We start from the raw sequence: 19,697 nt of genomic DNA on the forward strand, positions 1-19,697 counted from the left end.
CCTGTGCATAACTCCTTGAAAATGTGGATAACTAAAAAATCCAGATAAAGAATATCTGGATTTTTTCTAAGAATTTATATTTAAAAGGGCTTATTCAGAATAGACTCCTAAATCCACAAATTTGTTCATTCGTTTTTCAATCAAATCTTCTGGGGATAACTTTTTCAATTCTTCAAGTTCTGACAGAATAGACTTGGTTACAATTTCGAAAGTTTTTTCTCTATTGCTATGTGCTCCACCTAGAGGTTCCTTTATGATCTTGTCTATAATTTTTAACTTCTTCATGTCTGTAGCTGTCAACTTCAGGGCTTCAGCTGCAGTTTGTTTATATTCCCAGCTTCTCCACAAAATAGAAGAACAAGATTCTGGAGAAATGACAGAATACCAAGTGTTTTCAAGCATCATGACGCGGTCTCCAACCGCTATACCTAAAGCTCCGCCACTCGCTCCTTCTCCAATGATAATGACAATAATCGGAACTTTGAGCTGACTCATCTCCATAATGTTTCTTGCAATAGCTTCACCTTGACCTCGTTCTTCGGCTTCTAAGCCTGGAAAAGCTCCCGGGGTATCAACAAGAGTCACGATAGGCAAATCGAATTTTTCTGCTTTTTTCATCAAGCGCAGAGCTTTTCTGTAGCCTTCCGGATTGGCCATACCAAAATTTCTGTATTGTCTCGTTTTGGTATTGTAACCCTTTTGCTGGCCAATAAACATAAAGCTTTGCTGGTTGATTTTTCCTAACCCGCCAATCATAGCTTTGTCATCCCCAAAGGTTCGGTCGCCATGGAGTTCCATAAAGGTATTTCCGCAGATCGCGTTGATATAATCTAGAGTGTAGGGTCTGTTGGGATGTCTGGACAATTGAACTCTCTGCCAGGCATCAAGATTGGAGTATATCTCTTTCTTTTTATTATCGAGCTTGAGCTTGATTTGCTTACAGGTGTCGGTGACATCTACTTCACTGTCTTCCCCTATTTCGCATGCCTTCTCGTATTGCTCCTGAAGAGCTTTTATCGGTAATTCAAAATCTAAATATTCCATGAATATGGTGTGTTTCTTTAAAAGTCAATTCGCAAATATATGAAAGTTATGCCTGTTTATTTAAAAACAATGATTAGCGTTTTGCTTTGATTAAGAGATAAATAGCTAATAAACCAAATAATATATTGGAAAACCAAACAGCGATAATCGGAGAAAAAGTAGATTTTTCAGCAATAGTTCCAAACACCTTGTCTAAAAAAATATATCCAAAGGCAATTACAATCCCTATAGCTAGGTTAACACCCATGCCCCCACGTCTTTTCATTGCAGAAACTGAAACAGCAATGATAGTGAGAATAAAAGCTGAAATCGGTACACTCCAGCGTTTATAAGCTACAATTTCATAGCTGCTGATATTCGCGGATCCTCGTCGCTTCTCTGTAGCAATGAACTCCTTAAGCTCACCATAATCTAAGGTTTCAGCAATATATTCTACAGGGGTGAGTTCATCAAATTCAAAAGGAAGCACTGTGTCTAATGTTGAGGCTCTGTAAATTACATCTTCACGATCGTTGATGATTCTCTTTTCAAAGTTATTTAAAGTATAAGTTGAATCTTCAGGATTGAATTTTAAGCGAGAAGCAGAAATTTTAAATTCCATTTTGTCATCCTCAAAGTGTTCAAGCGTAAAATTTCTGGCTGTTCTTGTATTGGGTTGAAAATTTGTCGCAAATATGAATTCATTATCATTGACTTGCCTGTATACATTTGAGGTCTCCTGGGACTGTCTCCCTTTTTTAAAGTACTTGTATTTGAATTCATTAAAGCCCTCGCTAGCATTTGGGACCAGGTACATTGTAAATATCAGGGCGATGCCGCAAACTAAAGTTGCTCCAACAAAATAAGGTCTTAAAAACCTCCAGAAAGAAATACCAGAACTCAAAATAGCGATAATTTCAGTGTTGTTGGCAAGTTTGGAGGTGAACCAAATAATGGAAAGGAATAAAAAAATAGGGAATAATAAGTTGGCGAAATAAATTGTGAAATTCCCGTAAAACACCAATACTTCTTCTAAAGGAACTTCGTTTTCCTGTATTTCGTCTATTTTTTCAGATAGATTCACAACGATACCAATGGGAATAAACATCAGTAAAAGCGCAACAAAAGTGGCTAAGTATCGCTTTAAAATATACCAGTCAATAATTTTCAATGCATCAAAATTTAAAGTCTTATTGATAATTTTTTTACCATGGTATCTTTCCAGGGTCTAAATGTTCCGGCCTGAATCTGTCTGCGTGCTTCTCTCACTAGCCAAAGATAAAATCCTAAATTGTGAATTGTAGCAATTTGTTTGCCTAAAAGCTCTTTAACCGAAAATAAATGCCTTAAATATGCTTTTGAATATTCTGTATCGACCCAGGTGTAACCTGCTGGATCCAGTACAGAAAAGTCATCTTCCCACTTTTTATTTTTTATATTAACAGTACCTTCAGAAGTAAAAAGCATACCATTTCTGGCATTTCGAGTTGGCATAACGCAATCAAACATATCTACTCCCAGCGCAATGTTTTCTAATAAATTGGAAGGCGTTCCTACACCCATTAGATATCTGGGTTTGTCTTCAGGCAAAATATCAGTGACCACTTCTGTCATTGCATACATTTCATCGTCTGGCTCCCCAACAGATAACCCGCCTATGGCATTTCCTTCAGCTCCAACATTAGCGATATACTCAGCAGATTGCTTTCTTAAATCTTTGTAAGTGCTTCCTTGCACAATTGGAAAGAGTGTCTGGTCATGGCCGTATAATGGAGAAGTGCTTTTCATGTGAGTCATGCAGCGGTCTAGCCACCGATGGGTCATGTGCATCGAACGTTTAGCATAATTATAATCACAGGGGTAGGGTGTGCATTCGTCAAACGCCATAATGATATCAGCTCCGATTTCTCTCTGGACATCCACTGCGCTTTCAGGAGTGAATAAATGAGTTGAGCCGTCGATATGAGATTTAAATTTTACACCTTCTTCGTTTATTTTTCTATTGGCAGAAAGAGAGTACACCTGGTAACCACCACTATCGGTGAGTATATTTCTATCCCAATTCATGAACTTATGAAGTCCGCCTGCTTTTTTTAATATACCAGTCCCCGGTCTTAAATAAAGATGGTAGGTATTTCCCAGAATGATATCGGGATTAATTTCTTCTTTGAGTTCTTTTTGGTGAACCCCCTTTACAGTGGCGATGGTTCCTACTGGCATAAAAATAGGCGTCTCGATGACACCATGGTCTGTCGTAAGTTTTCCTGCTCTCGCTTTTGAATTTGGGTCTTTACCGAGTAATTCGAATTTCATATAAATTTCAATAGCCTGCAAAGATAGGGACTTCTTTCAAAACAACTTCTCAGGATTTAATATTAGGTTAGCCTAATCTTTGGCCTTCAGTTTTACAATAAATCCTTACTTTTGAGCAACTTAAAAATTTTGATTTTATCTCATGTCGACATCACAACATTTACAAGATTTTGTAACGCAAGTCAGAAGAGACATTCTTCGCCAGGTTCATCAAGTGAATTCAGGTCATCCTGGAGGCTCTCTAGGATGTGCAGAATTCTTTTCAGTGCTCTATCAGGAAGTAATGGATTATTCTAAAGACTTTAATATGGATGGCGTAAATGAAGATTTATTCTTCTTGTCTAACGGCCATATATCTCCGGTTTTTTATAGTGTGCTATCCAGATCTGGATTTTTTCCTGTAAAAGAATTAAATACATTTAGAAAAATTGATTCCAGGCTGCAAGGCCATCCAACCACTCATGAGGGATTACCCGGTGTAAGGATTGCTTCTGGATCACTAGGACAGGGAATGTCTGTAGCCATTGGAGCAGCATTGACCAAAAAACTGAATGGAGATTCACATCTTATCTATAGCTTACATGGTGATGGAGAACTTCAGGAAGGACAGAACTGGGAAGCAATTTTATATGCTGGTTCTAAGGGTGTTGATAATCTTATTGCAACGATAGATTATAACAAGAAGCAAATAGATGGAGCTACAGACGATGTTCTGCCGCTTGGAGATTTGAAGAAAAAGTTTGAAGCTTTTGATTGGAAGGTTTTAGAATTGAAAGAAGGTAATGATCTAGATGCTATAAAAACCACTTTGGAAACTGCAAAGGAGTTGACAGGCAAAAAACAGCCAATTGTCATTTTAATGGAAACCGAAATGGGTAATGGTGTCGACTTCATGATGGGGACTCATGCCTGGCATGGGAAAGCACCAAATGATGAACAGCTTCAAACTGCCTTGAGTCAGAATCCAGAAACATTAGGTGACTATTAATATCAAATTTTAACTAAAGACAAAGTTCATAAGAAATGAAAACATATAAAAATACAGGAAATATAGATACTCGATCTGGATTTGGAGCAGGACTTGCAGAACTTGGTAGGACTAACCCAGAGGTCGTTGCTATGTGTGCAGACCTTACAGGTTCCTTAAAGATGGACGAGTTCAAAAATAACCATCCGGAGCGTTTTTTTCAAATTGGTATTGCAGAAGCCAATATGATTGGTATCGCCGCTGGAATGACTATTGGTGGTAAAATTCCTTTTACTGGAACTTTTGCTAATTTTTCTACTGGTCGTGTCTATGATCAGATTAGGCAATCTGTGGCTTATTCAGGGAAAAATGTAAAAATCTGTGCTTCACATGCTGGTTTGACATTGGGAGAAGATGGGGCAACCCACCAAATTTTAGAAGACTTAGGATTGATGAAAATGCTCCCTGGAATGACAGTCATTAATACCTGTGATTATAATCAAACCAAAGCTGCAACGATTGCCATTGCAGAACATGATGGTCCTGTTTATCTTAGATTTGGTAGACCAAAAGTGCCAAATTTTACCCCAGAAGACCAAAAATTTGAGATCGGTAAAGCTGTCGCGCTAACTGAAGGTAATGATGTGACCATTGTTGCAACCGGTCATTTGGTTTGGGAGGCGCTAGAAGCCGCAAAAACTCTTGAGGATAAAGGGATTTCTGCTGAGGTCATTAATATTCATACGATTAAGCCACTAGACGAAACTGCGATTTTGAAATCTGTACGAAAGACCAAATGTGTCGTTACAGCAGAGGAGCATAACTTTTTAGGCGGTTTAGGCGAAAGTGTTGCCAGGACCCTTACACTTAATCATCCTGCTCCACAAGAATTCGTTGCAACCAATGATACCTTTGGAGAAAGCGGAGAGCCATTGATGCTTCTCGATAAGTATGGTCTCAACGCCAAAGCTATTTCAGAAAAAGCTGAAGCAGTGATATTAAGGAAGGAGTAAGAAAACAAATTCAACTATAGAGAGCCTTTAGATTTTTTTCTAAAGGCTTTTTTTATGAAGATAAGGTCTTTACAAAGTCGTACAAAACTTTTAGAACAGGGTGATAATCGTGATCTTTAGAGTTTAGAAAAATATCCTCTAGATTCAGCTCTTCATCACCGATGATGCCTTTTACCTGTTTATCACTCACTTCTTTATAAGCCATAGACCAGTCTTTAAACTGGCGTTCTTCCAGGTCTCCTGAATCTAATAATATCATGTCAGTATGCCTGTGATCATTACTTATAGATTCATAGACATCTGTAATTTCTTCTTCAGGACCTTCTATATATTGAACAAATTTACCTTGTATAAGCAGTAAGACTCCAGTTATGGTAAGTAGTTTATTTTTTTCTCTAACTTGAAATAAAAATTCTTCAATACTTTTTTTGGACATTACACGAGATTGAGAACTCATGTAGGATACAAACTTTAATGCCATTCGGTTTTGGTTGATTAAAAATGTAATTTAAACTTTTTTTTCATATTAACAAGAAAATTTGCAAATACCAGAATAAGTTGAAATTTTAGTTAATTCAGGGTTACTTTGATGTCAAATACTAACTTTGCATAAAATATCTGCCATGGAACTAAAGTTGACTCGACCAATCTGTTTTTTCGATTTAGAAACAACAGGCACCAATATTTCAAAAGACAGGATTGTTGAAATATCGATCTTGAAAGTTTATGAAAATAACAATAAGGAAAGTTTTACGTGGAAGGTTAATCCTGGCATCCCCATCCCTAAGGAGACGACAGCTATCCATGGTATTAGCGATGAAGATGTAGCGAATGAGCCTAAGTTTGAAGAACTAGCGCCAAAGATCAATGCGATGATTAAAGGTTGCGATTTAGCAGGCTACAACAGTAATAGATTTGATATTCCACTACTGGCAGAAGAAATGCTTAGAGTCGGGTTAGATTTTGACATGAAAAAGATAAATGCAGTTGATGTGCAAACGATTTTTCATAAAAAAGAAAAACGAACTCTGGAAGCAGCTTATAAGTTTTACTGTGATAAAGATCTTACCGATGCTCACAGTGCGGAAGCCGATACCAATGCAACTTACGAAGTCTTAAAATCTCAGTTAGACCGCTATCCCGATCTGGAAAACGATACCAAATGGCTCTCATCTTACAGCGCTCATAAAAAATTTGCAGATCTAGCTGGATTTATTGTGCTTAATAAAAAGGACGAAGAAGTCTTTGGCTTCGGAAAATTTAGAGGTAAAAAAGTAGAAGACGTTCTGGAAAAAGAGCCTGGGTACTTCGGTTGGATACAAAATTCTGATTTTCCCTTGTATACTAAAAAAGTATTGACGGCTATTAAGTTGAGAAAGCTAGCGACGAAATAAATCGATTTTCAATCACAGGTAAAGTTTAATATAGTCTTGGGATATACACATGTCATAAATTATATATCTTAGGCATATGAATCTAAACCTTCTATGATGAAAAAGAACTTGCTGTTTATTCTGACTTTATTTTTGTGCTCATTAAGTTATGCGCAGGTAGAAATGAAACTCGAAATTGATTCTACCGACATCAAAATTAGACCTTTAAATGCGTTATCCATAGACCCTGGATTTGAAAACGTAAATCCAAAGAACATTAACTTGTCTAATTTTAATTTCAATTCATTTAAAGATGAAGACCAAACAGAGACCTTACTAAAACTTGGAATCAACCCTTTGCAGGCCGACCAAAACACTATAGTGATAAAAAAGACTGTAAATGGTAAAAAACCATTACTTTTTGAACCAAAACCCTTGATTTCAAATAAAAATCAATAAAATATTACATAAATACTACAAGCTTATAATGTAATGTAAGGACCTCACAGTCCCGAAATTAAGGGACTGTGAGGTCTTTTTAAGTATAATTATTTTAACATAAGTAAAATAATTATTGTAACCTGCTATTGTAATTTTACGATTTATTTAGTCGCCTAAATTATACTATGAAATTAATTTGTATCGGTAGAAATTATACAAGTCATATCAATGAGCTTAAGAATGAAAAGCCTAAGGATCCTGTGGTTTTCTTAAAACCAGATTCTTCAGTCTTACTTAAAAATAATCCCTTTATTATACCCTCTTTTTCAAATGATGTGCACCACGAAGTTGAGGTGCTGATTAAGATCAAAAAGGTAGGTAAGCATATCCAATCTAAATTTGCTCATAAGTATTACGATGATATTGGCTTGGGTATAGATTTTACGGCAAGAGATGTGCAGCATCAGCTCAAGTCTGCAGGTTTACCCTGGGAAAAAGCCAAAGGCTTTGATGGAGCAGCGGTCATTGGAGAGCGATGGATGTCCAAAACTGAATTTCAGGATGTCAACGCGATCAACTTCAGATTAGAAAAAAATAAAGCAACAGTTCAGTCAGGTTCTACTTCAGAAATGCTCTGGAAAATAGATGAACTTATTGCTTATGTTTCTCAATACTTTACTCTCAAAATTGGGGATATTATTTTTACAGGCACCCCATCTGGTGTGGGTCAGGTGAAAGAGGGAGATGTGCTGGAAGGGTTTATTGAAGATTCTTCTATTTTTTCAATTCAAGTTAAGTAATTTATGCAAGCAGAAATAATTACCATAGGCGATGAAATACTCATCGGTCAAATTATAGATACCAACTCCGCATTTATAGCAAAGCAACTCAATAAAATTGGGGTAGATGTCTATCAAATTTCTTCGATTGAAGACGAAAAGTCACATATCTTAAATGCATTGGAGGAAGCCTCCAAGCGATCTAATATTATCATCATCACCGGCGGGCTAGGCCCAACTAAAGATGATATTACGAAGCATACCTTTTGCGAATATTTCAATGATGAACTTGTTTTAGATCAAAAAATACTGGATCATGTGGAAGAGATATTCAAAAAATACGTCAACACGCCAATTCTGGAAGCTAATCGTTCCCAAGCCTGGATGCCTTCTCAGGCAATCACTTTACATAATGAGTACGGTACAGCGCCAGGGATGTGGTTTGAGAAAAATGATGTGGTCTATATTTCGATGCCCGGAGTGCCTTATGAGATGAAATCCATTTTGACCGAACAGGCTCTGCCAAGACTTCAAGATCGCTTTAAAACGCCATATATTATTCATAAAACTGTTTTGACCTATGGTTTAGGCGAAAGCGCAATCGCAGACCGGATTGAAGACTGGGAAAATCAACTTCCTCCTTTTATAAAATTAGCTTATCTACCAAGTTTAGGCCGAGTAAGGCTACGTTTAAGTGCCAGAGGAGAGGATGAGCAGGTGCTGAAAGAAGGCTTGGAAACTTCTATTGAGCATTTGAATAGAATTATTGGAGACATTATTAAAGGCTATGAAGATGAGCAAACGCTTGAAGAGCGAATTGCCGAATCTTTTAGTTTGAAGGGCAAAACCTTAGCTACTGCAGAGAGTTGTACCGGAGGGCGACTGGCTGCAAAATTTACAGAAATTCCTGGAGCCTCTAAGTATTTTATAGGTTCTGTCGTAAGCTATGCTACTTCTGCTAAATCGGATGTATTAAAAATTCCCGAAGAGTTTGTTGAGAAATATTCTGTGGTGAGTTCTGAAATCACTAAAGTAATGGCAGAGAAAGCCAAAGCGATGTTTAAATCTGATTATGCATTAGCAACAACAGGAAACGCTGGACCAACTAAAGGGGATAGCGATGCTGAAATAGGAACCGTTTTTATTGCCGTCGCTACGCCAGAAGCGACTCAAGTGCATGAATTTCAATTTGGTAAGCACAGAGAACGAGTGACTCAAAAAGCAGTTAATAAGGCTTTGGAGTTGATTTATGAAGCCATTCTAAAAAAATAAAATTCAGTAAAATTTATTTTTTCTAATTCAGAAAAAAGTCGTTAATTTGCATCCTGTTTTTAATAACACCTAAAAGTATATAATAATGTCAAGAGTTTGTGAGCTTACAGGAAAAAGAGCGATGTCTGGAAACAACGTTTCCCACGCATTAAATAGAACTAGACGTAAATTTAGCGTCAACTTGGTTAAGAAGAGATTTTACATCCCAGAAGAAGATAAGTGGATTACCTTAAAAGTATCAACTTCTATCTTAAAAACCATCAATAAGAAAGGAATTAGTGCTGTTTTGAAAGAAGCTCGTGCAAAAGGATTCTTGACAAAATAAGACAATAAAGAATTAAGTTATGGCAAAGAAAGGCAATAGAGTTCAAGTTATAATGGAATGTACTGAGCATAAAAATTCAGGCCTTCCAGGGACTTCAAGATACATCACAACGAAGAACAAAAGAAATACTCCAGATAGATTAGAACTTAAAAAGTTTAATCCTATCATGAAGAAAATGACTGTTCATAAAGAAATTAAATAAGTTATGGCTAAGAAATCAGTAGGTACAATTCAAACCGGAACAAAAAGACTTACCAAAGCAATTAAGATGGTGAAATCACCAAAATCTGGTGCGTATGTTTTCGAAGAAAAAATCATGGCTCCTGATGAGGTGAATGATTTTTTAAAGAGTAAGTAAGTTTAAGACTTTATTATACATGAAGCCATTGCATTTTTGCGATGGCTTTTTTGTTTTTGCCTATCTTTGCAATCAATTTTATACAGTAGTCCTAAGGCTAACTTTTAATTTTTAACCATGAGTTTTTTTAAAAAAATATTTTCCAAAGAAAAAAAAGAAAAACTGGATGAAGGTCTGGAAAAGTCTAAAACAGATTTCTTTGGTAAACTAAGCAAAGCTGTTGCTGGAAAATCCAAAGTAGATGAGAGCGTTCTTGACGACCTTGAAGAAATATTGGTTTCTAGTGATGTGGGAGTGGCTACTACAATTAAAATAATTGATAGAATTGAAGAACGCGTAGCTCGAGATAAATATTTAGGAACAGAAGAGCTTAACCTAATATTGAGAGAAGAAATAGCTGGGCTATTAAGTGAGTCAGAAAATGGGGAGCTTGAAAGTCTAGAATTACCGGAAGGTAAAAAGCCTTACGTGATTATGGTGGTTGGCGTTAATGGAGTAGGAAAAACGACCACTATCGGAAAACTCGCGAACCAGTACAAACTAAAAGGTAAAAAAGTAGTACTAGGTGCCGGAGATACCTTTAGAGCTGCGGCTGTTGATCAATTACAAATCTGGGCAGACCGTGTTGGAGTTTCAATCGTAAAACAAAAAATGGGAAGCGATCCAGCTTCCGTTGCATTTGATACGGTTCAAAGCGCCATAAAGCAAGAGGCAGATGTAGTTATCCTCGATACTGCAGGTCGACTTCATAATAAAGTCAACCTGATGAACGAACTTTCTAAAATCAAAAGGGTTATGCAGAAAGTGACTCCAGATGTTCCTGATGAGGTTCTTCTGGTTTTAGATGGCTCAACAGGTCAAAACGCTTTTGAACAAGCTAAACAATTTACAGCAGCTACTGAAGTCACCGCCCTGGCTATCACCAAGCTCGATGGCACTGCTAAAGGAGGCGTGGTAATTGGTATTAGTGATCAGTTTAAAATCCCGGTCAAATATATAGGAGTAGGTGAAGGAGTAGAGGACCTTCAAATTTTTAATAAGTACGAATTTGTCGATTCATTTTTTTCAAATAAATCCTAATGTCTGAGCAAAAGCCAAAACCCTTTTCATCGGAAAGGAACAAATTGATCATCACTAAAATTATAGTGATTTATTCTGGTTTTTTTCTACTTTTAAAATTATCAGCTATCCTACAAGGAGGCTGGGTAGCAGCTAATTTGCTAATTGCTTCGCCTATCATCCTCTTAGGACTATTAGGTTATTATTTCTTAAAAACGGATAAGGTTAATTGGGCTTACGCCCTTGGCAGCATTGTTGTTATTTCGGCCATGCGCTTTTACGAACAGGATTTGATCGTTTGGATTCATAATACAATCTAGGCGCTAAGAACCATCAATACTTTAGCTTTAGTTAAACTATAAGGCGAATGCAATTTCTTTCAAATATGAAGATTGTATCTTTGCCATTCAATTATAAGATGCATGAGAACAAAGTCTATAAAAAAGAACAAAATCAACGTTGTTACTTTAGGATGTAGTAAAAATATCTACGATTCTGAGGTGCTTATGGGACAGCTTAAAGCCAATGGGAAAGAGGTAGCTCATGAAACTGAAGGTGATGTCGTGGTGATTAATACCTGTGGTTTTATCGATAATGCTAAGGAGGAGTCTGTTAATACAATTCTAGACTATGTTCAGCAAAAAGAAAATGGAGACGTGGAGAAAGTGTTTGTAACGGGATGCTTATCCGAACGCTATAAGCCAGACTTGCAAAAAGAAATACCTGATGTCGATCAATATTTTGGTACTACAGAACTGCCTGCACTACTCAAAGCTTTAGGCGCAGACTATAAACACGAGTTGATTGGGGAGCGTATGACCACAACTCCTAAAAATTACGCCTTTTTGAAAATCGCAGAAGGTTGTGACAGGCCCTGCTCGTTTTGTGCAATTCCATTGATGAGGGGAGGACATAAATCAACTCCAATTGAAGATTTAGTTCAGGAGGCTACAAAGTTAGCTGCTCAAGGTGTAAAAGAATTGATTTTGATTGCCCAGGACCTGACTTATTACGGCCTCGACTTGTATAAGAAAAGAAACTTAGCAGAATTGCTTAAAGCACTCGTAAAAGTAGAAGGCATAGAATGGATTCGTTTACACTATGCCTTTCCTACAGGTTTCCCTGAAGACGTTTTGGAGGTAATACGTGAGGAGCCAAAAGTGTGCAACTATATAGATATTCCCCTTCAGCATATTTCAGATCATCTATTGAAATCTATGCGAAGAGGAACTACTCATAAAAAAACAACCGATTTACTTTCTAAATTCAGAAAAGAAGTACCAGAAATGGCCATCAGAACAACACTAATTGTTGGTTATCCTGGAGAAACTGAAACGGATTTTCAAGAGTTAAAGGACTGGGTACAAGAAATGCGATTTGAACGCTTAGGTTGCTTTACCTACTCGCATGAAGAAAATACTCATGCCTATAATCTAGAAGATAATGTTCCTGAAGAGGTGAAGATTCAAAGGGCTAACGAAATTATGGAAATTCAATCACAGATCTCCTGGGAACTTAACCAGCAAAAGATTGGAGAAACTTTTAGATGTGTGATCGATAGAAAAGAGGGTGGTTATTTTGTGGGGAGAACAGAGTTCGACTCGCCAGACGTAGATAATGAAGTTTTAATCGACGCTAAAACTCATTATCTGAAAACCGGTGAATTTGCTAATATAAAAATCACAGATGCAGGAGATTTTGATCTTTATGGGGAGCCAATTGAAGCAGAAGTATCTTCAAGTTCATCTCCAGAATCTTTTACCAAAATAATGTAAATTTCATCATCTGCTTAACCAACGAAGAAAGTCAATGTCTTTGATTTAACGTATCTTTTTAAAGCTTTTTAGTTGGCCTCCTCTATATTTGCTTGATTCTAAATTAGAACTTATATGGCTGACTGTTTATCATTTAGGAAGACTGGTTTTTTTTCAAACCTGATCACAGATTACATTGAAGAAAAACAGGATTTAAAGCCATTTTATAATCGATTTCCGACCATCAAAAACTTTAAAAGCCAGATTGATGAAAAAAAATCGACTTATGATCAATCTAATCGAGAGGCGCTAGTTGAAGTACTCCAAACCCAGTACAGTTCCCTTTCAACTTCTGAAGCAACTCAACATCATATTGATTTACTCAACGAAGATTCTACGTTTACCGTTACTACTGGACATCAGCTTAATTTATTTACTGGTCCTCTTTATTTTCTTTACAAAATAGTTTCAACGCTAAATTTAGCAAAACAGTTAAAGTCCAACTATCCAGACTTTAATTTTGTACCCGTATATTGGATGGCTTCTGAAGACCATGATTTTGAAGAGATCAATTTTTTTAATTTCAAGGATAAAAAAATCAGATGGGAAAAAGCTGCAAAAGGTCCAGTTGGACATTTGTCCACCTCAGGGCTTGAAAAAGTAGCTAAGCAGATTGAAAAGGAATTCGGTAAAAGTGAAAATGCAGAATACCTTAAAGGTCTGTTTAAAATTGCTTACCTCAATCATGATAATTTGGCAGAAGCTACTCAGTTTTTGGCCAATGAGCTTTTTGGTAAAGAAGGTCTTGTCATATTAGACGCTGATGATGCTCGGCTTAAATCAAGATTCGATCATTACATCAAAGACGATTTAATTCATCATACTTCTTTTAAAGAAACAGAAAAACAAGCAGGCGTTCTTTCAGATTTGGGTTACTCTGTACAGGTAAATCCAAGAGAAATCAATTTGTTTTATATGCTAGAAGGTCTAAGGGAGCGAATTGTAAAAAAAGATCAGAAGTATTACGTTTTAGAAACCGATATGGAATTCACAAAAGACGAAATACTAGAGCTTGTAGATCAACATCCAGAGCGATTTTCTCCAAATGTAGTTATGCGACCTTTATATCAGGAAGTCTTATTGCCAAATTTGGCTTATATTGGGGGTGGAGGTGAACAGGCATATTGGTTAGAGCTTAAATCTCTATTCGATGCTTCGTCGGTAACCTTTCCCATATTAATGCTTAGGAATTCTGTCTTATTATATTCTGACAAAGTCTCCAAAAAAATAAAAAAACTAGAGGCGGATATCTATGATTTATTTTTAAGTCCGGAACAGCTCGAAGCCTTGCAGACCAGACGGAATTCTAAAATTAAAATAGACTTTCATAAACAAAAACAAACTTTACATCAACAGTTTGCAGAGCTTTATGACCTAGCCTCTAAAACCGATCACTCTTTTTACGGAGCTGTGGCAGCTCAGGAAAAAAAGCAAAAAAATGGTTTAGACCACCTGGAAAAGCGATTGCTCAAAGCTCAAAAGAAAAAATTAAAGCAGCAGAATGAACGTATTTTAGAACTTCAAAGTGAATTGTTCCCTGGTCGCTCCCTACAGGAGAGGCAACTCAATTTTAGTGAAATTTTTGTGGATTATGGAGAACGTTTAATACCCAAATTATTGAATGAATTAGATCCGTTTCAATTCGACTTTATCTGCTTAGAACTCGATATTTATAACACAAAACAATAAGTTTATGAAAAGCATGCACGCTGTAGATATGGAGACCGTCGAAATGACCCTCGATATCATGAAATATGCCATCAATAGAATCTCAAATACTTCGCCGGAACTTGGAAAACCAAAACAGGAGAAGGACTTGCTTAAATTAGTGGGTGATACGGTCACCAAAGAAGGGATTGGTGGTGAAAAGGCTTTTCAGTTATTTAGAGATATTTTAGTTAAAGCAGCTGTGCCAGTAGATCATCCAAGGCACTTGGCGTTTGTGCCAGCTGCACCTACACGTGCTGCTGTCCTCTTTGATTTGGTAACTTCTGCTGCTAGTATCCATGGAGCCTATTGGATGACTGGAGGGGGAGGTATCTTTTGTGAAAATAGAGCTATGGAATGGTTGGTTTCTCTCACGGATATGCCAGAAGGATCATTTGGTGTATTCACTAGCGGTGGTACAGCTGCAAACCTTTCGGCTATAGTCGCTGCTAGAGAATATTGGAGATCTCTCAACGAAGAAAACAAAGCCTTAAAAGGTTTAATAATTACTTCTAGTGGAGCTCATTCTTCAGTAAAATCAATGGCTCAGGTTATTGATGCTGACATTATCACTGTAGACGATAATGCAGAACATAAATTAACAAAGGAATGTCTGGAAAAAGAAATCGATAAACTTTCGAATTTTGATCGGAAACGTCTCTTCGCCATCGTGGCGACTGGAGGAACTACTAATGCTGGGATTATAGATGACCTCAAAGGGGTAGCAGAAATCACCGAGAGTGAAAAACTTTGGTTTCATGTGGATGCTGCTTATGGTGGAGCAGCATTAGCTGCTCCTTCGGTAAGGCATCTTTTTGAAGGAATCGAGAGAGCAGATAGCGTAACTATAGATCCACATAAATGGATGTTTTCACCCTATGATTGCGGAGCTATAATTTACAAAAACATGGAGCTGGCTAAAAACGCTCATTCTCAAAAAGGAGCTTACCTAGACATTTTTAAAGATGAAGGCGCTCAAGGTTTTAATCCATCTGATTATCAAATTCAATTAACAAGACGCCTTAGAGGCTTGCCACTCTGGTATTCCTTAGCCATGCACGGAACTGAACGATATACCACGGCGATTGAGCGTGGACTAGAATTAGCAAACAATGCCGCCAAACAGATTGAACTCATGCCTCACGTTGAGTTAATAAGAGAACCAGGACTTTCTTGTGTGTTGTTTTCAAGATTAGGATGGACCGCAGAGGATTATCGTGATTGGACGTATACCAATCACGATAGTGGCTTCGCTTTGGTTACCCCTACCAAATGGACTGTTGAAGGTGAAACCATCACTTGTGCGAGGTTTTGTTTCATCAACCCGGATACAACAGAGAAAGACATCAAAGAAATTTTAGAATCTATGAAATAGCAGTTAGATTTTTAAATAATGGTTCATGATTTTCAGAATTTATACTGAGCTTTTACCAAATAAAAAGACCCGATTTGAAAATTGATATTTCAGATCGGGTCTTTTTTAAATAAGTATAAACCAGAAGTTCTTAAACTTACTTGGCTTTTCGAATAGGGATTTCGACAAACGTATCATCCCAACCCATCAAAAGATCGGATCCGTCTTCTGTGGGCTTAAACGTGATCGAAAAATCTTCAACAGTAGCTGCAGTGCTTTTGACAGGGACTGTCGTTCTTAAAACGTCAAGGGACTTTTCGTAGCTATAAGCTCCCCAAACATTTATTTTCTCATTAATGATAATGGTCCATTCATCTTTCTGTGGAATGGTATAAAGTGTATAAGTTCCTGGATTTACCTTAGTTCCATTGATGTAGGCAGTCTCGTAAAATGTAATTTCAGTAGCCTCATTAGCTCCTGTTCTCCATATTTTATTGAATGGAACAAGTTTTCCAAAAATAACCCTGTTTTTCTTCTTTGGCCTGCTGTAAACAATCCTTGCCAGAGGTGAGTTGTCTTGGTTTCTTGTAATTACAGCATCCATTGGACTTTTGTCCATATCGGAAAAATCCTGTGCATTCACTGAAAAGCTAATCAATAGACTTAGAAGACTTATTTTTATCAAATTCATGATTTTCAATTTTTTAAACAAGTTTAGCTTAATCTAAACGTATATATCGTTTAATTCTTGTTAAAGTAAACATTAATTTATAATAGAAATTGATTTCTAAGGAAGAAACTTAATTTTTCATTCAAACTACTGCAGTTTAATTTAACTTCAATAAAATGGATTTAAAAGCGTTAAATACATCCAAATACTCATCCAATTCACTATATTTGTTTGAAGTAAAATCAACAATTAATTATGAGCGAAGAAGTCAAAAAACACAATTATTCAGCTGATAGTATTCAAGCTTTAGAAGGAATGGAGCATGTGAGAATGCGCCCGTCTATGTATATCGGTGATGTAGGAGAAAGGGGTCTCCATCATTTAGTTTACGAAGTCGTAGACAACTCTATTGATGAAGCTATGGCGGGTTATTGTGATAAAATTGACTTAGTCATCAACGAAGATGGATCCATTACGACCTCAGATAACGGTCGGGGGATACCTATTGATATGCATAAAAAAGAGGGTGTCTCTGCTCTTGAAGTGGTGATGACCAAAATTGGAGCTGGAGGTAAGTTCGATAAAGATTCCTACAAAGTATCTGGTGGACTTCACGGTGTTGGGGTGTCTGTTGTAAATGCTCTTTCTGTAAAACTTCATGCAAGAGTTTTCAAAGATGGAAGAATATGGGAGCAGGAGTATGAAAGAGGAAAACCAATGTATCCTGTCAAACCTACCGGAGAAACAGAACTTAAAGGTACCGAAGTCACCTTCAAGCCAGATTATGAGATTTTCCAGGAATCTGTAGAGTACAAATATGACACTTTAGCCAAGCGTTTAAGAGAATTAGCATTCCTGAACAAAGGAATCAAGATTTCAATTACAGATAAGCGTCAGAAAAATGAAGATGGAGAGTACAGGTCAGATTCTTTTTATTCTGAAGAGGGGCTAAAAGAATTCATTCGTTTTATAGATGCTAATCGTGACCCTATAATTACTGATGTCATCTCTATGGAAGGGGAAAAGAATGACATTCCTGTTGAAGTTGCTATGATATACAACGATTCTTACGCAGAGAATTTACATTCTTACGTCAACAATATTAACACCCACGAAGGAGGTACACACCTTTCAGGCTTTAGAAGAGGTTTAACGGCTACTCTTAAAAAATATGCTGATAATTCGGGTCTCTTAGATAAATTGAAATTCGAAATTACTGGCGATGACTTTAGAGAAGGCCTAACTGCCATTGTATCGGTAAAGGTAGCGCATCCTCAATTTGAAGGGCAAACTAAGACCAAGTTAGGGAATAGAGAGGTGACTTCTGCGGTTTCTCAAGCTGTAACAGAAATGCTGGAAATCTATCTGGAAGAAAATCCAAACGATGCTAAAACCATTGTTCAAAAAGTAATTTTAGCGGCTCAGGCTCGGCATGCTGCCAAAAAAGCCAGAGAAATGGTGCAGCGTAAAACAGTCATGAGTGGAGGTGGCTTGCCAGGAAAATTGTCTGATTGTTCCGAACAAGATCCCGAATCTTGTGAAGTTTTCTTAGTTGAGGGAGATTCTGCGGGGGGAACCGCCAAGCAAGGTAGAGATCGTAACTTTCAAGCTATTTTGCCATTGAGAGGTAAAATTCTTAATGTAGAAAAAGCGATGCAGCATCGTGTATTTGAAAATGAAGAAATCAAAAACATCTACACTGCTTTAGGAGTTACTATTGGAACCGAGGAGGACTCCAAAGCACTCAACTTGGATAAATTAAGATATCATAAAATCATCATTATGTGTGATGCGGATGTGGATGGCAGCCACATTGCTACGCTTATCTTGACCTTCTTCTTTAGGTATATGAAGGAGTTAATTGAAGCAAGTCACATCTACATTGCCACTCCACCATTATATTTAATCAAAAAGGGCAGCAAAAAACGTTATGCCTGGAATGAAAAAGAACGTAATGAGATTGTGAATGAATATAAGACCTCAGTTAGCGTTCAACGTTATAAGGGTCTTGGTGAGATGAATGCTGAACAGCTGTGGGATACAACTATGAATCCTGAGAATAGAATCTTAAGACGAGTTACCATTGATGATATGGCAGAGGCAGACAGAATTTTCTCTATGTTGATGGGGGATGAGGTGCCACCAAGAAGAGAGTTTATTGAACAAAACGCTGTATACGCTAATATCGATGCATAAATAACAAAAATGAAAAACTTTAAACTCGTTTGCTTATTTGGTGTTCTGATTTCATTCAGTAGTTTGAAAGCTCAGAATCAAATCATAGATCTATTATCATCCGGGTTTGACGACGCCAATAGATTTGCCAATGATTATACCCGACCAGGATCTGATGCTATCGTATATGGATTAGCTAATGGCTGGTATAACACAGCTAAAGTAAAAGGGTTGGGAGGTTTTGAAATATCCATCATTGCTGGAGTTTCTCAAATTGGGAGTGATAGTAATACGTTTACTTTAAATCAAAACGATTATAACTTTTTAGAATTTGAATCGGGTTCATCGACTCAGCAAGTAGGAACGGTGTTTGGACAAAACTCACCCGATATCGTTATGAATATCACTGAAGGAAATCAAACGCTGGGCACTTTAACCTTGCCGCAGGGTTTGGCTTCAGAAAATGTGGAGTATTTACCTAACATTATTCTTCAGGGGAGTGTTGGTTTACCTTTTAGTACAGAATTGAAACTAAGATTTCTTCCAGAAGTGGAGACAGAAGATGTTTCGACTCAGTTCTATGGACTAGGCCTTCAACATGAATTCACGGATTGGATCCCTGTGGTAAAAGTTATACCTGTAGCTATTTCTGGCTTTGTAGGTTATAATAAATTTGAAGGGAGGTATAATTTTTCGGAGCAATCCACTTTAATCAGTGGCTCAAATCAGGCCATCACTTCAGAAATTAATTCTTGGCATTATGCTTTACTAGTATCAACCAAACTTCCAATTATCAACTTTTATGGAAGTGTAGGAGCAGTCTCTGGTTCAGCAGATACTCGATTAAGAGGTGAATACACTATTGATTCTGGAGTTTCTGAAGTTCAAGGACGTACATTTTTAGATCCTATTCGTTTGGATTCTTCTGTTAGCGGGTTTAGAGCAACTATTGGTACTAAACTAACCTTGGCGTTTTTTAGGTTGAATGTAGATTATAGTTTTCAAGAATTCAACAGTTTAAATGTTGGTATTAATTTTGGAATTTAATTATTAA

The 19,697-nt window shown here is 37.1% G+C and carries 21 protein-coding genes; 16 read left to right on the forward strand and 5 right to left on the reverse strand.

The window, feature by feature from the left end; genetic code table 11:
* Positions 1-90: 90 nt before the first annotated feature.
* From F598_RS0110090 to tgt, 3 genes are all read right to left on the reverse strand, one after another.
* The gene (locus F598_RS0110090) at positions 91-1,044 is read right to left on the reverse strand and encodes an acetyl-CoA carboxylase carboxyltransferase subunit alpha (protein WP_019038927.1); all 954 of its coding nucleotides are present in this window, start codon (positions 1,042-1,044) and stop codon (positions 91-93) included.
* A 73-nt stretch (positions 1,045-1,117) separates the two neighbouring features.
* Entirely contained in the window at positions 1,118-2,194 is a 1,077-nt protein-coding gene (locus F598_RS0110095) for an LptF/LptG family permease (RefSeq protein ID WP_019038928.1), read from the reverse strand.
* A gap of 11 nt (positions 2,195-2,205) precedes the next feature.
* Positions 2,206-3,336 carry a tRNA guanosine(34) transglycosylase Tgt gene (gene tgt, locus F598_RS0110100; RefSeq protein ID WP_019038929.1) on the reverse strand — a complete coding sequence of 377 codons (1,131 nt, stop codon included), beginning with the start codon at positions 3,334-3,336 and terminating at the stop codon, positions 2,206-2,208.
* Between the two features lie 142 nt (positions 3,337-3,478).
* On the opposite strand from tgt, the gene F598_RS0110105 reads away from it, so the two are divergent.
* Positions 3,479-4,324 carry a transketolase gene (locus F598_RS0110105; RefSeq protein WP_019038930.1) on the forward strand — a complete coding sequence of 282 codons (846 nt, stop codon included), beginning with the start codon at positions 3,479-3,481 and terminating at the stop codon, positions 4,322-4,324.
* Between the two features lie 35 nt (positions 4,325-4,359).
* The gene (locus F598_RS0110110) at positions 4,360-5,316 is read left to right on the forward strand and encodes a transketolase family protein (protein ID WP_019038931.1); all 957 of its coding nucleotides are present in this window, start codon (positions 4,360-4,362) and stop codon (positions 5,314-5,316) included.
* A 52-nt stretch (positions 5,317-5,368) separates the two neighbouring features.
* On the opposite strand, the gene F598_RS0110115 is transcribed toward F598_RS0110110, so the two are convergent.
* Entirely contained in the window at positions 5,369-5,797 is a 429-nt protein-coding gene (locus F598_RS0110115) for a BLUF domain-containing protein (protein WP_026302643.1), read from the reverse strand.
* Between the two features lie 142 nt (positions 5,798-5,939).
* Between F598_RS0110115 and F598_RS0110120 the strand changes: the two genes are divergently transcribed.
* The 12 genes from F598_RS0110120 to F598_RS0110175 all read left to right on the forward strand — a co-directional run bounded on the left by F598_RS0110120 (position 5,940) and on the right by F598_RS0110175 (position 15,819).
* The gene (locus F598_RS0110120) at positions 5,940-6,710 is read left to right on the forward strand and encodes a 3'-5' exonuclease (protein WP_019038933.1); all 771 of its coding nucleotides are present in this window, start codon (positions 5,940-5,942) and stop codon (positions 6,708-6,710) included.
* 93 nt (positions 6,711-6,803) lie between these two features.
* Entirely contained in the window at positions 6,804-7,148 is a 345-nt protein-coding gene (locus tag F598_RS0110125) for a hypothetical protein (protein ID WP_157594998.1), read from the forward strand.
* A gap of 167 nt (positions 7,149-7,315) precedes the next feature.
* The gene (locus F598_RS0110130; protein ID WP_019038935.1) at positions 7,316-7,930 is read left to right on the forward strand and encodes a fumarylacetoacetate hydrolase family protein; all 615 of its coding nucleotides are present in this window, start codon (positions 7,316-7,318) and stop codon (positions 7,928-7,930) included.
* A gap of 3 nt (positions 7,931-7,933) precedes the next feature.
* Positions 7,934-9,181, forward strand: a complete 1,248-nt coding sequence (locus F598_RS0110135) for a competence/damage-inducible protein A (RefSeq protein ID WP_019038936.1) — start codon at positions 7,934-7,936, stop codon at positions 9,179-9,181.
* Positions 9,182-9,266: 85 nt separating this feature from the next.
* Positions 9,267-9,506, forward strand: coding sequence for a 50S ribosomal protein L28 (rpmB, locus tag F598_RS0110140; RefSeq protein ID WP_019038937.1), 240 nt, complete (start codon positions 9,267-9,269; stop codon positions 9,504-9,506).
* 19 nt (positions 9,507-9,525) lie between these two features.
* Positions 9,526-9,708 (forward strand): 50S ribosomal protein L33, encoded by a 183-nt coding sequence (rpmG, locus tag F598_RS0110145; protein ID WP_019038938.1) that lies wholly within the window; start codon positions 9,526-9,528, stop codon positions 9,706-9,708.
* A gap of 3 nt (positions 9,709-9,711) precedes the next feature.
* Positions 9,712-9,864, forward strand: a complete 153-nt coding sequence (locus F598_RS15120) for a DUF4295 domain-containing protein (protein ID WP_019038939.1) — start codon at positions 9,712-9,714, stop codon at positions 9,862-9,864.
* A 117-nt stretch (positions 9,865-9,981) separates the two neighbouring features.
* Positions 9,982-10,944: a signal recognition particle-docking protein FtsY gene (gene ftsY, locus F598_RS0110155; RefSeq protein WP_019038940.1), complete on the forward strand. Its 963-nt coding sequence runs from the start codon at positions 9,982-9,984 to the stop codon at positions 10,942-10,944.
* Positions 10,944-11,243: a hypothetical protein gene (locus F598_RS0110160; protein ID WP_019038941.1), complete on the forward strand. Its 300-nt coding sequence runs from the start codon at positions 10,944-10,946 to the stop codon at positions 11,241-11,243. Before ftsY ends, F598_RS0110160 begins: the two co-directional genes overlap by 1 nt.
* Positions 11,244-11,345: 102 nt before the next feature.
* Complete coding sequence (gene rimO, locus F598_RS0110165; RefSeq protein ID WP_019038942.1) at positions 11,346-12,698, forward strand: 30S ribosomal protein S12 methylthiotransferase RimO; 1,353 nt, start codon at positions 11,346-11,348, stop codon at positions 12,696-12,698.
* A gap of 114 nt (positions 12,699-12,812) precedes the next feature.
* Complete coding sequence (bshC, locus tag F598_RS0110170) at positions 12,813-14,426, forward strand: bacillithiol biosynthesis cysteine-adding enzyme BshC (RefSeq protein ID WP_019038943.1); 1,614 nt, start codon at positions 12,813-12,815, stop codon at positions 14,424-14,426.
* A gap of 4 nt (positions 14,427-14,430) precedes the next feature.
* Positions 14,431-15,819, forward strand: a complete 1,389-nt coding sequence (locus F598_RS0110175) for a pyridoxal phosphate-dependent decarboxylase family protein (protein ID WP_019038944.1) — start codon at positions 14,431-14,433, stop codon at positions 15,817-15,819.
* Positions 15,820-15,955: 136 nt separating this feature from the next.
* Here the strand turns inward: F598_RS0110175 and F598_RS0110180 are convergent, their stop codons facing one another.
* Entirely contained in the window at positions 15,956-16,489 is a 534-nt protein-coding gene (locus F598_RS0110180) for a DUF2911 domain-containing protein (RefSeq protein WP_019038945.1), read from the reverse strand.
* A 234-nt stretch (positions 16,490-16,723) separates the two neighbouring features.
* Here F598_RS0110180 and gyrB point away from each other — a divergent pair, with 234 nt between their 5' ends.
* Together gyrB and F598_RS0110190 are read left to right on the forward strand one after the other, a co-directional pair.
* On the forward strand, positions 16,724-18,664 hold the full coding sequence (gene gyrB, locus F598_RS0110185; protein ID WP_019038946.1) for a DNA topoisomerase (ATP-hydrolyzing) subunit B: 1,941 nt from the start codon (positions 16,724-16,726) through the stop codon (positions 18,662-18,664).
* 9 nt (positions 18,665-18,673) lie between these two features.
* Positions 18,674-19,690 carry a DUF6588 family protein gene (locus F598_RS0110190; RefSeq protein WP_026302645.1) on the forward strand — a complete coding sequence of 339 codons (1,017 nt, stop codon included), beginning with the start codon at positions 18,674-18,676 and terminating at the stop codon, positions 19,688-19,690.
* Positions 19,691-19,697: the final 7 nt, after the last annotated feature.

The sequence above is a fragment of the Psychroflexus tropicus DSM 15496 genome (assembly GCF_000378765.1).
GTDB classification, from domain to species: domain Bacteria; phylum Bacteroidota; class Bacteroidia; order Flavobacteriales; family Flavobacteriaceae; genus Psychroflexus; species Psychroflexus tropicus.

Bases quoted from the DNA above. Each gene is read 5' to 3' on its own strand.
- F598_RS0110180 (WP_019038945.1), bottom strand. From the start codon at position 16,489: ATGAATTTGATAAAAATAAGTCTTCTAAGTCTATTGATTAGCTTTTCA.
- F598_RS0110130 (WP_019038935.1), top strand. From the start codon at position 7,316: ATGAAATTAATTTGTATCGGTAGAAATTATACAAGTCATATCAATGAG.
- F598_RS0110115 (WP_026302643.1), bottom strand. From the start codon at position 5,797: ATGGCATTAAAGTTTGTATCCTACATGAGTTCTCAATCTCGTGTAATG.
- F598_RS0110090 (WP_019038927.1), bottom strand. From the start codon at position 1,044: ATGGAATATTTAGATTTTGAATTACCGATAAAAGCTCTTCAGGAGCAA.
- F598_RS0110120 (WP_019038933.1), top strand. From the start codon at position 5,940: ATGGAACTAAAGTTGACTCGACCAATCTGTTTTTTCGATTTAGAAACA.
- F598_RS0110105 (WP_019038930.1), top strand. From the start codon at position 3,479: ATGTCGACATCACAACATTTACAAGATTTTGTAACGCAAGTCAGAAGA.
- tgt (WP_019038929.1), bottom strand. From the start codon at position 3,336: ATGAAATTCGAATTACTCGGTAAAGACCCAAATTCAAAAGCGAGAGCA.
- rpmG (WP_019038938.1), top strand. From the start codon at position 9,526: ATGGCAAAGAAAGGCAATAGAGTTCAAGTTATAATGGAATGTACTGAG.
- rpmB (WP_019038937.1), top strand. From the start codon at position 9,267: ATGTCAAGAGTTTGTGAGCTTACAGGAAAAAGAGCGATGTCTGGAAAC.
- bshC (WP_019038943.1), top strand. From the start codon at position 12,813: ATGGCTGACTGTTTATCATTTAGGAAGACTGGTTTTTTTTCAAACCTG.
- F598_RS0110110 (WP_019038931.1), top strand. From the start codon at position 4,360: ATGAAAACATATAAAAATACAGGAAATATAGATACTCGATCTGGATTT.
- F598_RS0110190 (WP_026302645.1), top strand. From the start codon at position 18,674: ATGAAAAACTTTAAACTCGTTTGCTTATTTGGTGTTCTGATTTCATTC.
- rimO (WP_019038942.1), top strand. From the start codon at position 11,346: ATGAGAACAAAGTCTATAAAAAAGAACAAAATCAACGTTGTTACTTTA.
- gyrB (WP_019038946.1), top strand. From the start codon at position 16,724: ATGAGCGAAGAAGTCAAAAAACACAATTATTCAGCTGATAGTATTCAA.
- F598_RS0110135 (WP_019038936.1), top strand. From the start codon at position 7,934: ATGCAAGCAGAAATAATTACCATAGGCGATGAAATACTCATCGGTCAA.
- ftsY (WP_019038940.1), top strand. From the start codon at position 9,982: ATGAGTTTTTTTAAAAAAATATTTTCCAAAGAAAAAAAAGAAAAACTG.
- F598_RS0110175 (WP_019038944.1), top strand. From the start codon at position 14,431: ATGAAAAGCATGCACGCTGTAGATATGGAGACCGTCGAAATGACCCTC.
- F598_RS0110160 (WP_019038941.1), top strand. From the start codon at position 10,944: ATGTCTGAGCAAAAGCCAAAACCCTTTTCATCGGAAAGGAACAAATTG.
- F598_RS15120 (WP_019038939.1), top strand. From the start codon at position 9,712: ATGGCTAAGAAATCAGTAGGTACAATTCAAACCGGAACAAAAAGACTT.
- F598_RS0110125 (WP_157594998.1), top strand. From the start codon at position 6,804: ATGATGAAAAAGAACTTGCTGTTTATTCTGACTTTATTTTTGTGCTCA.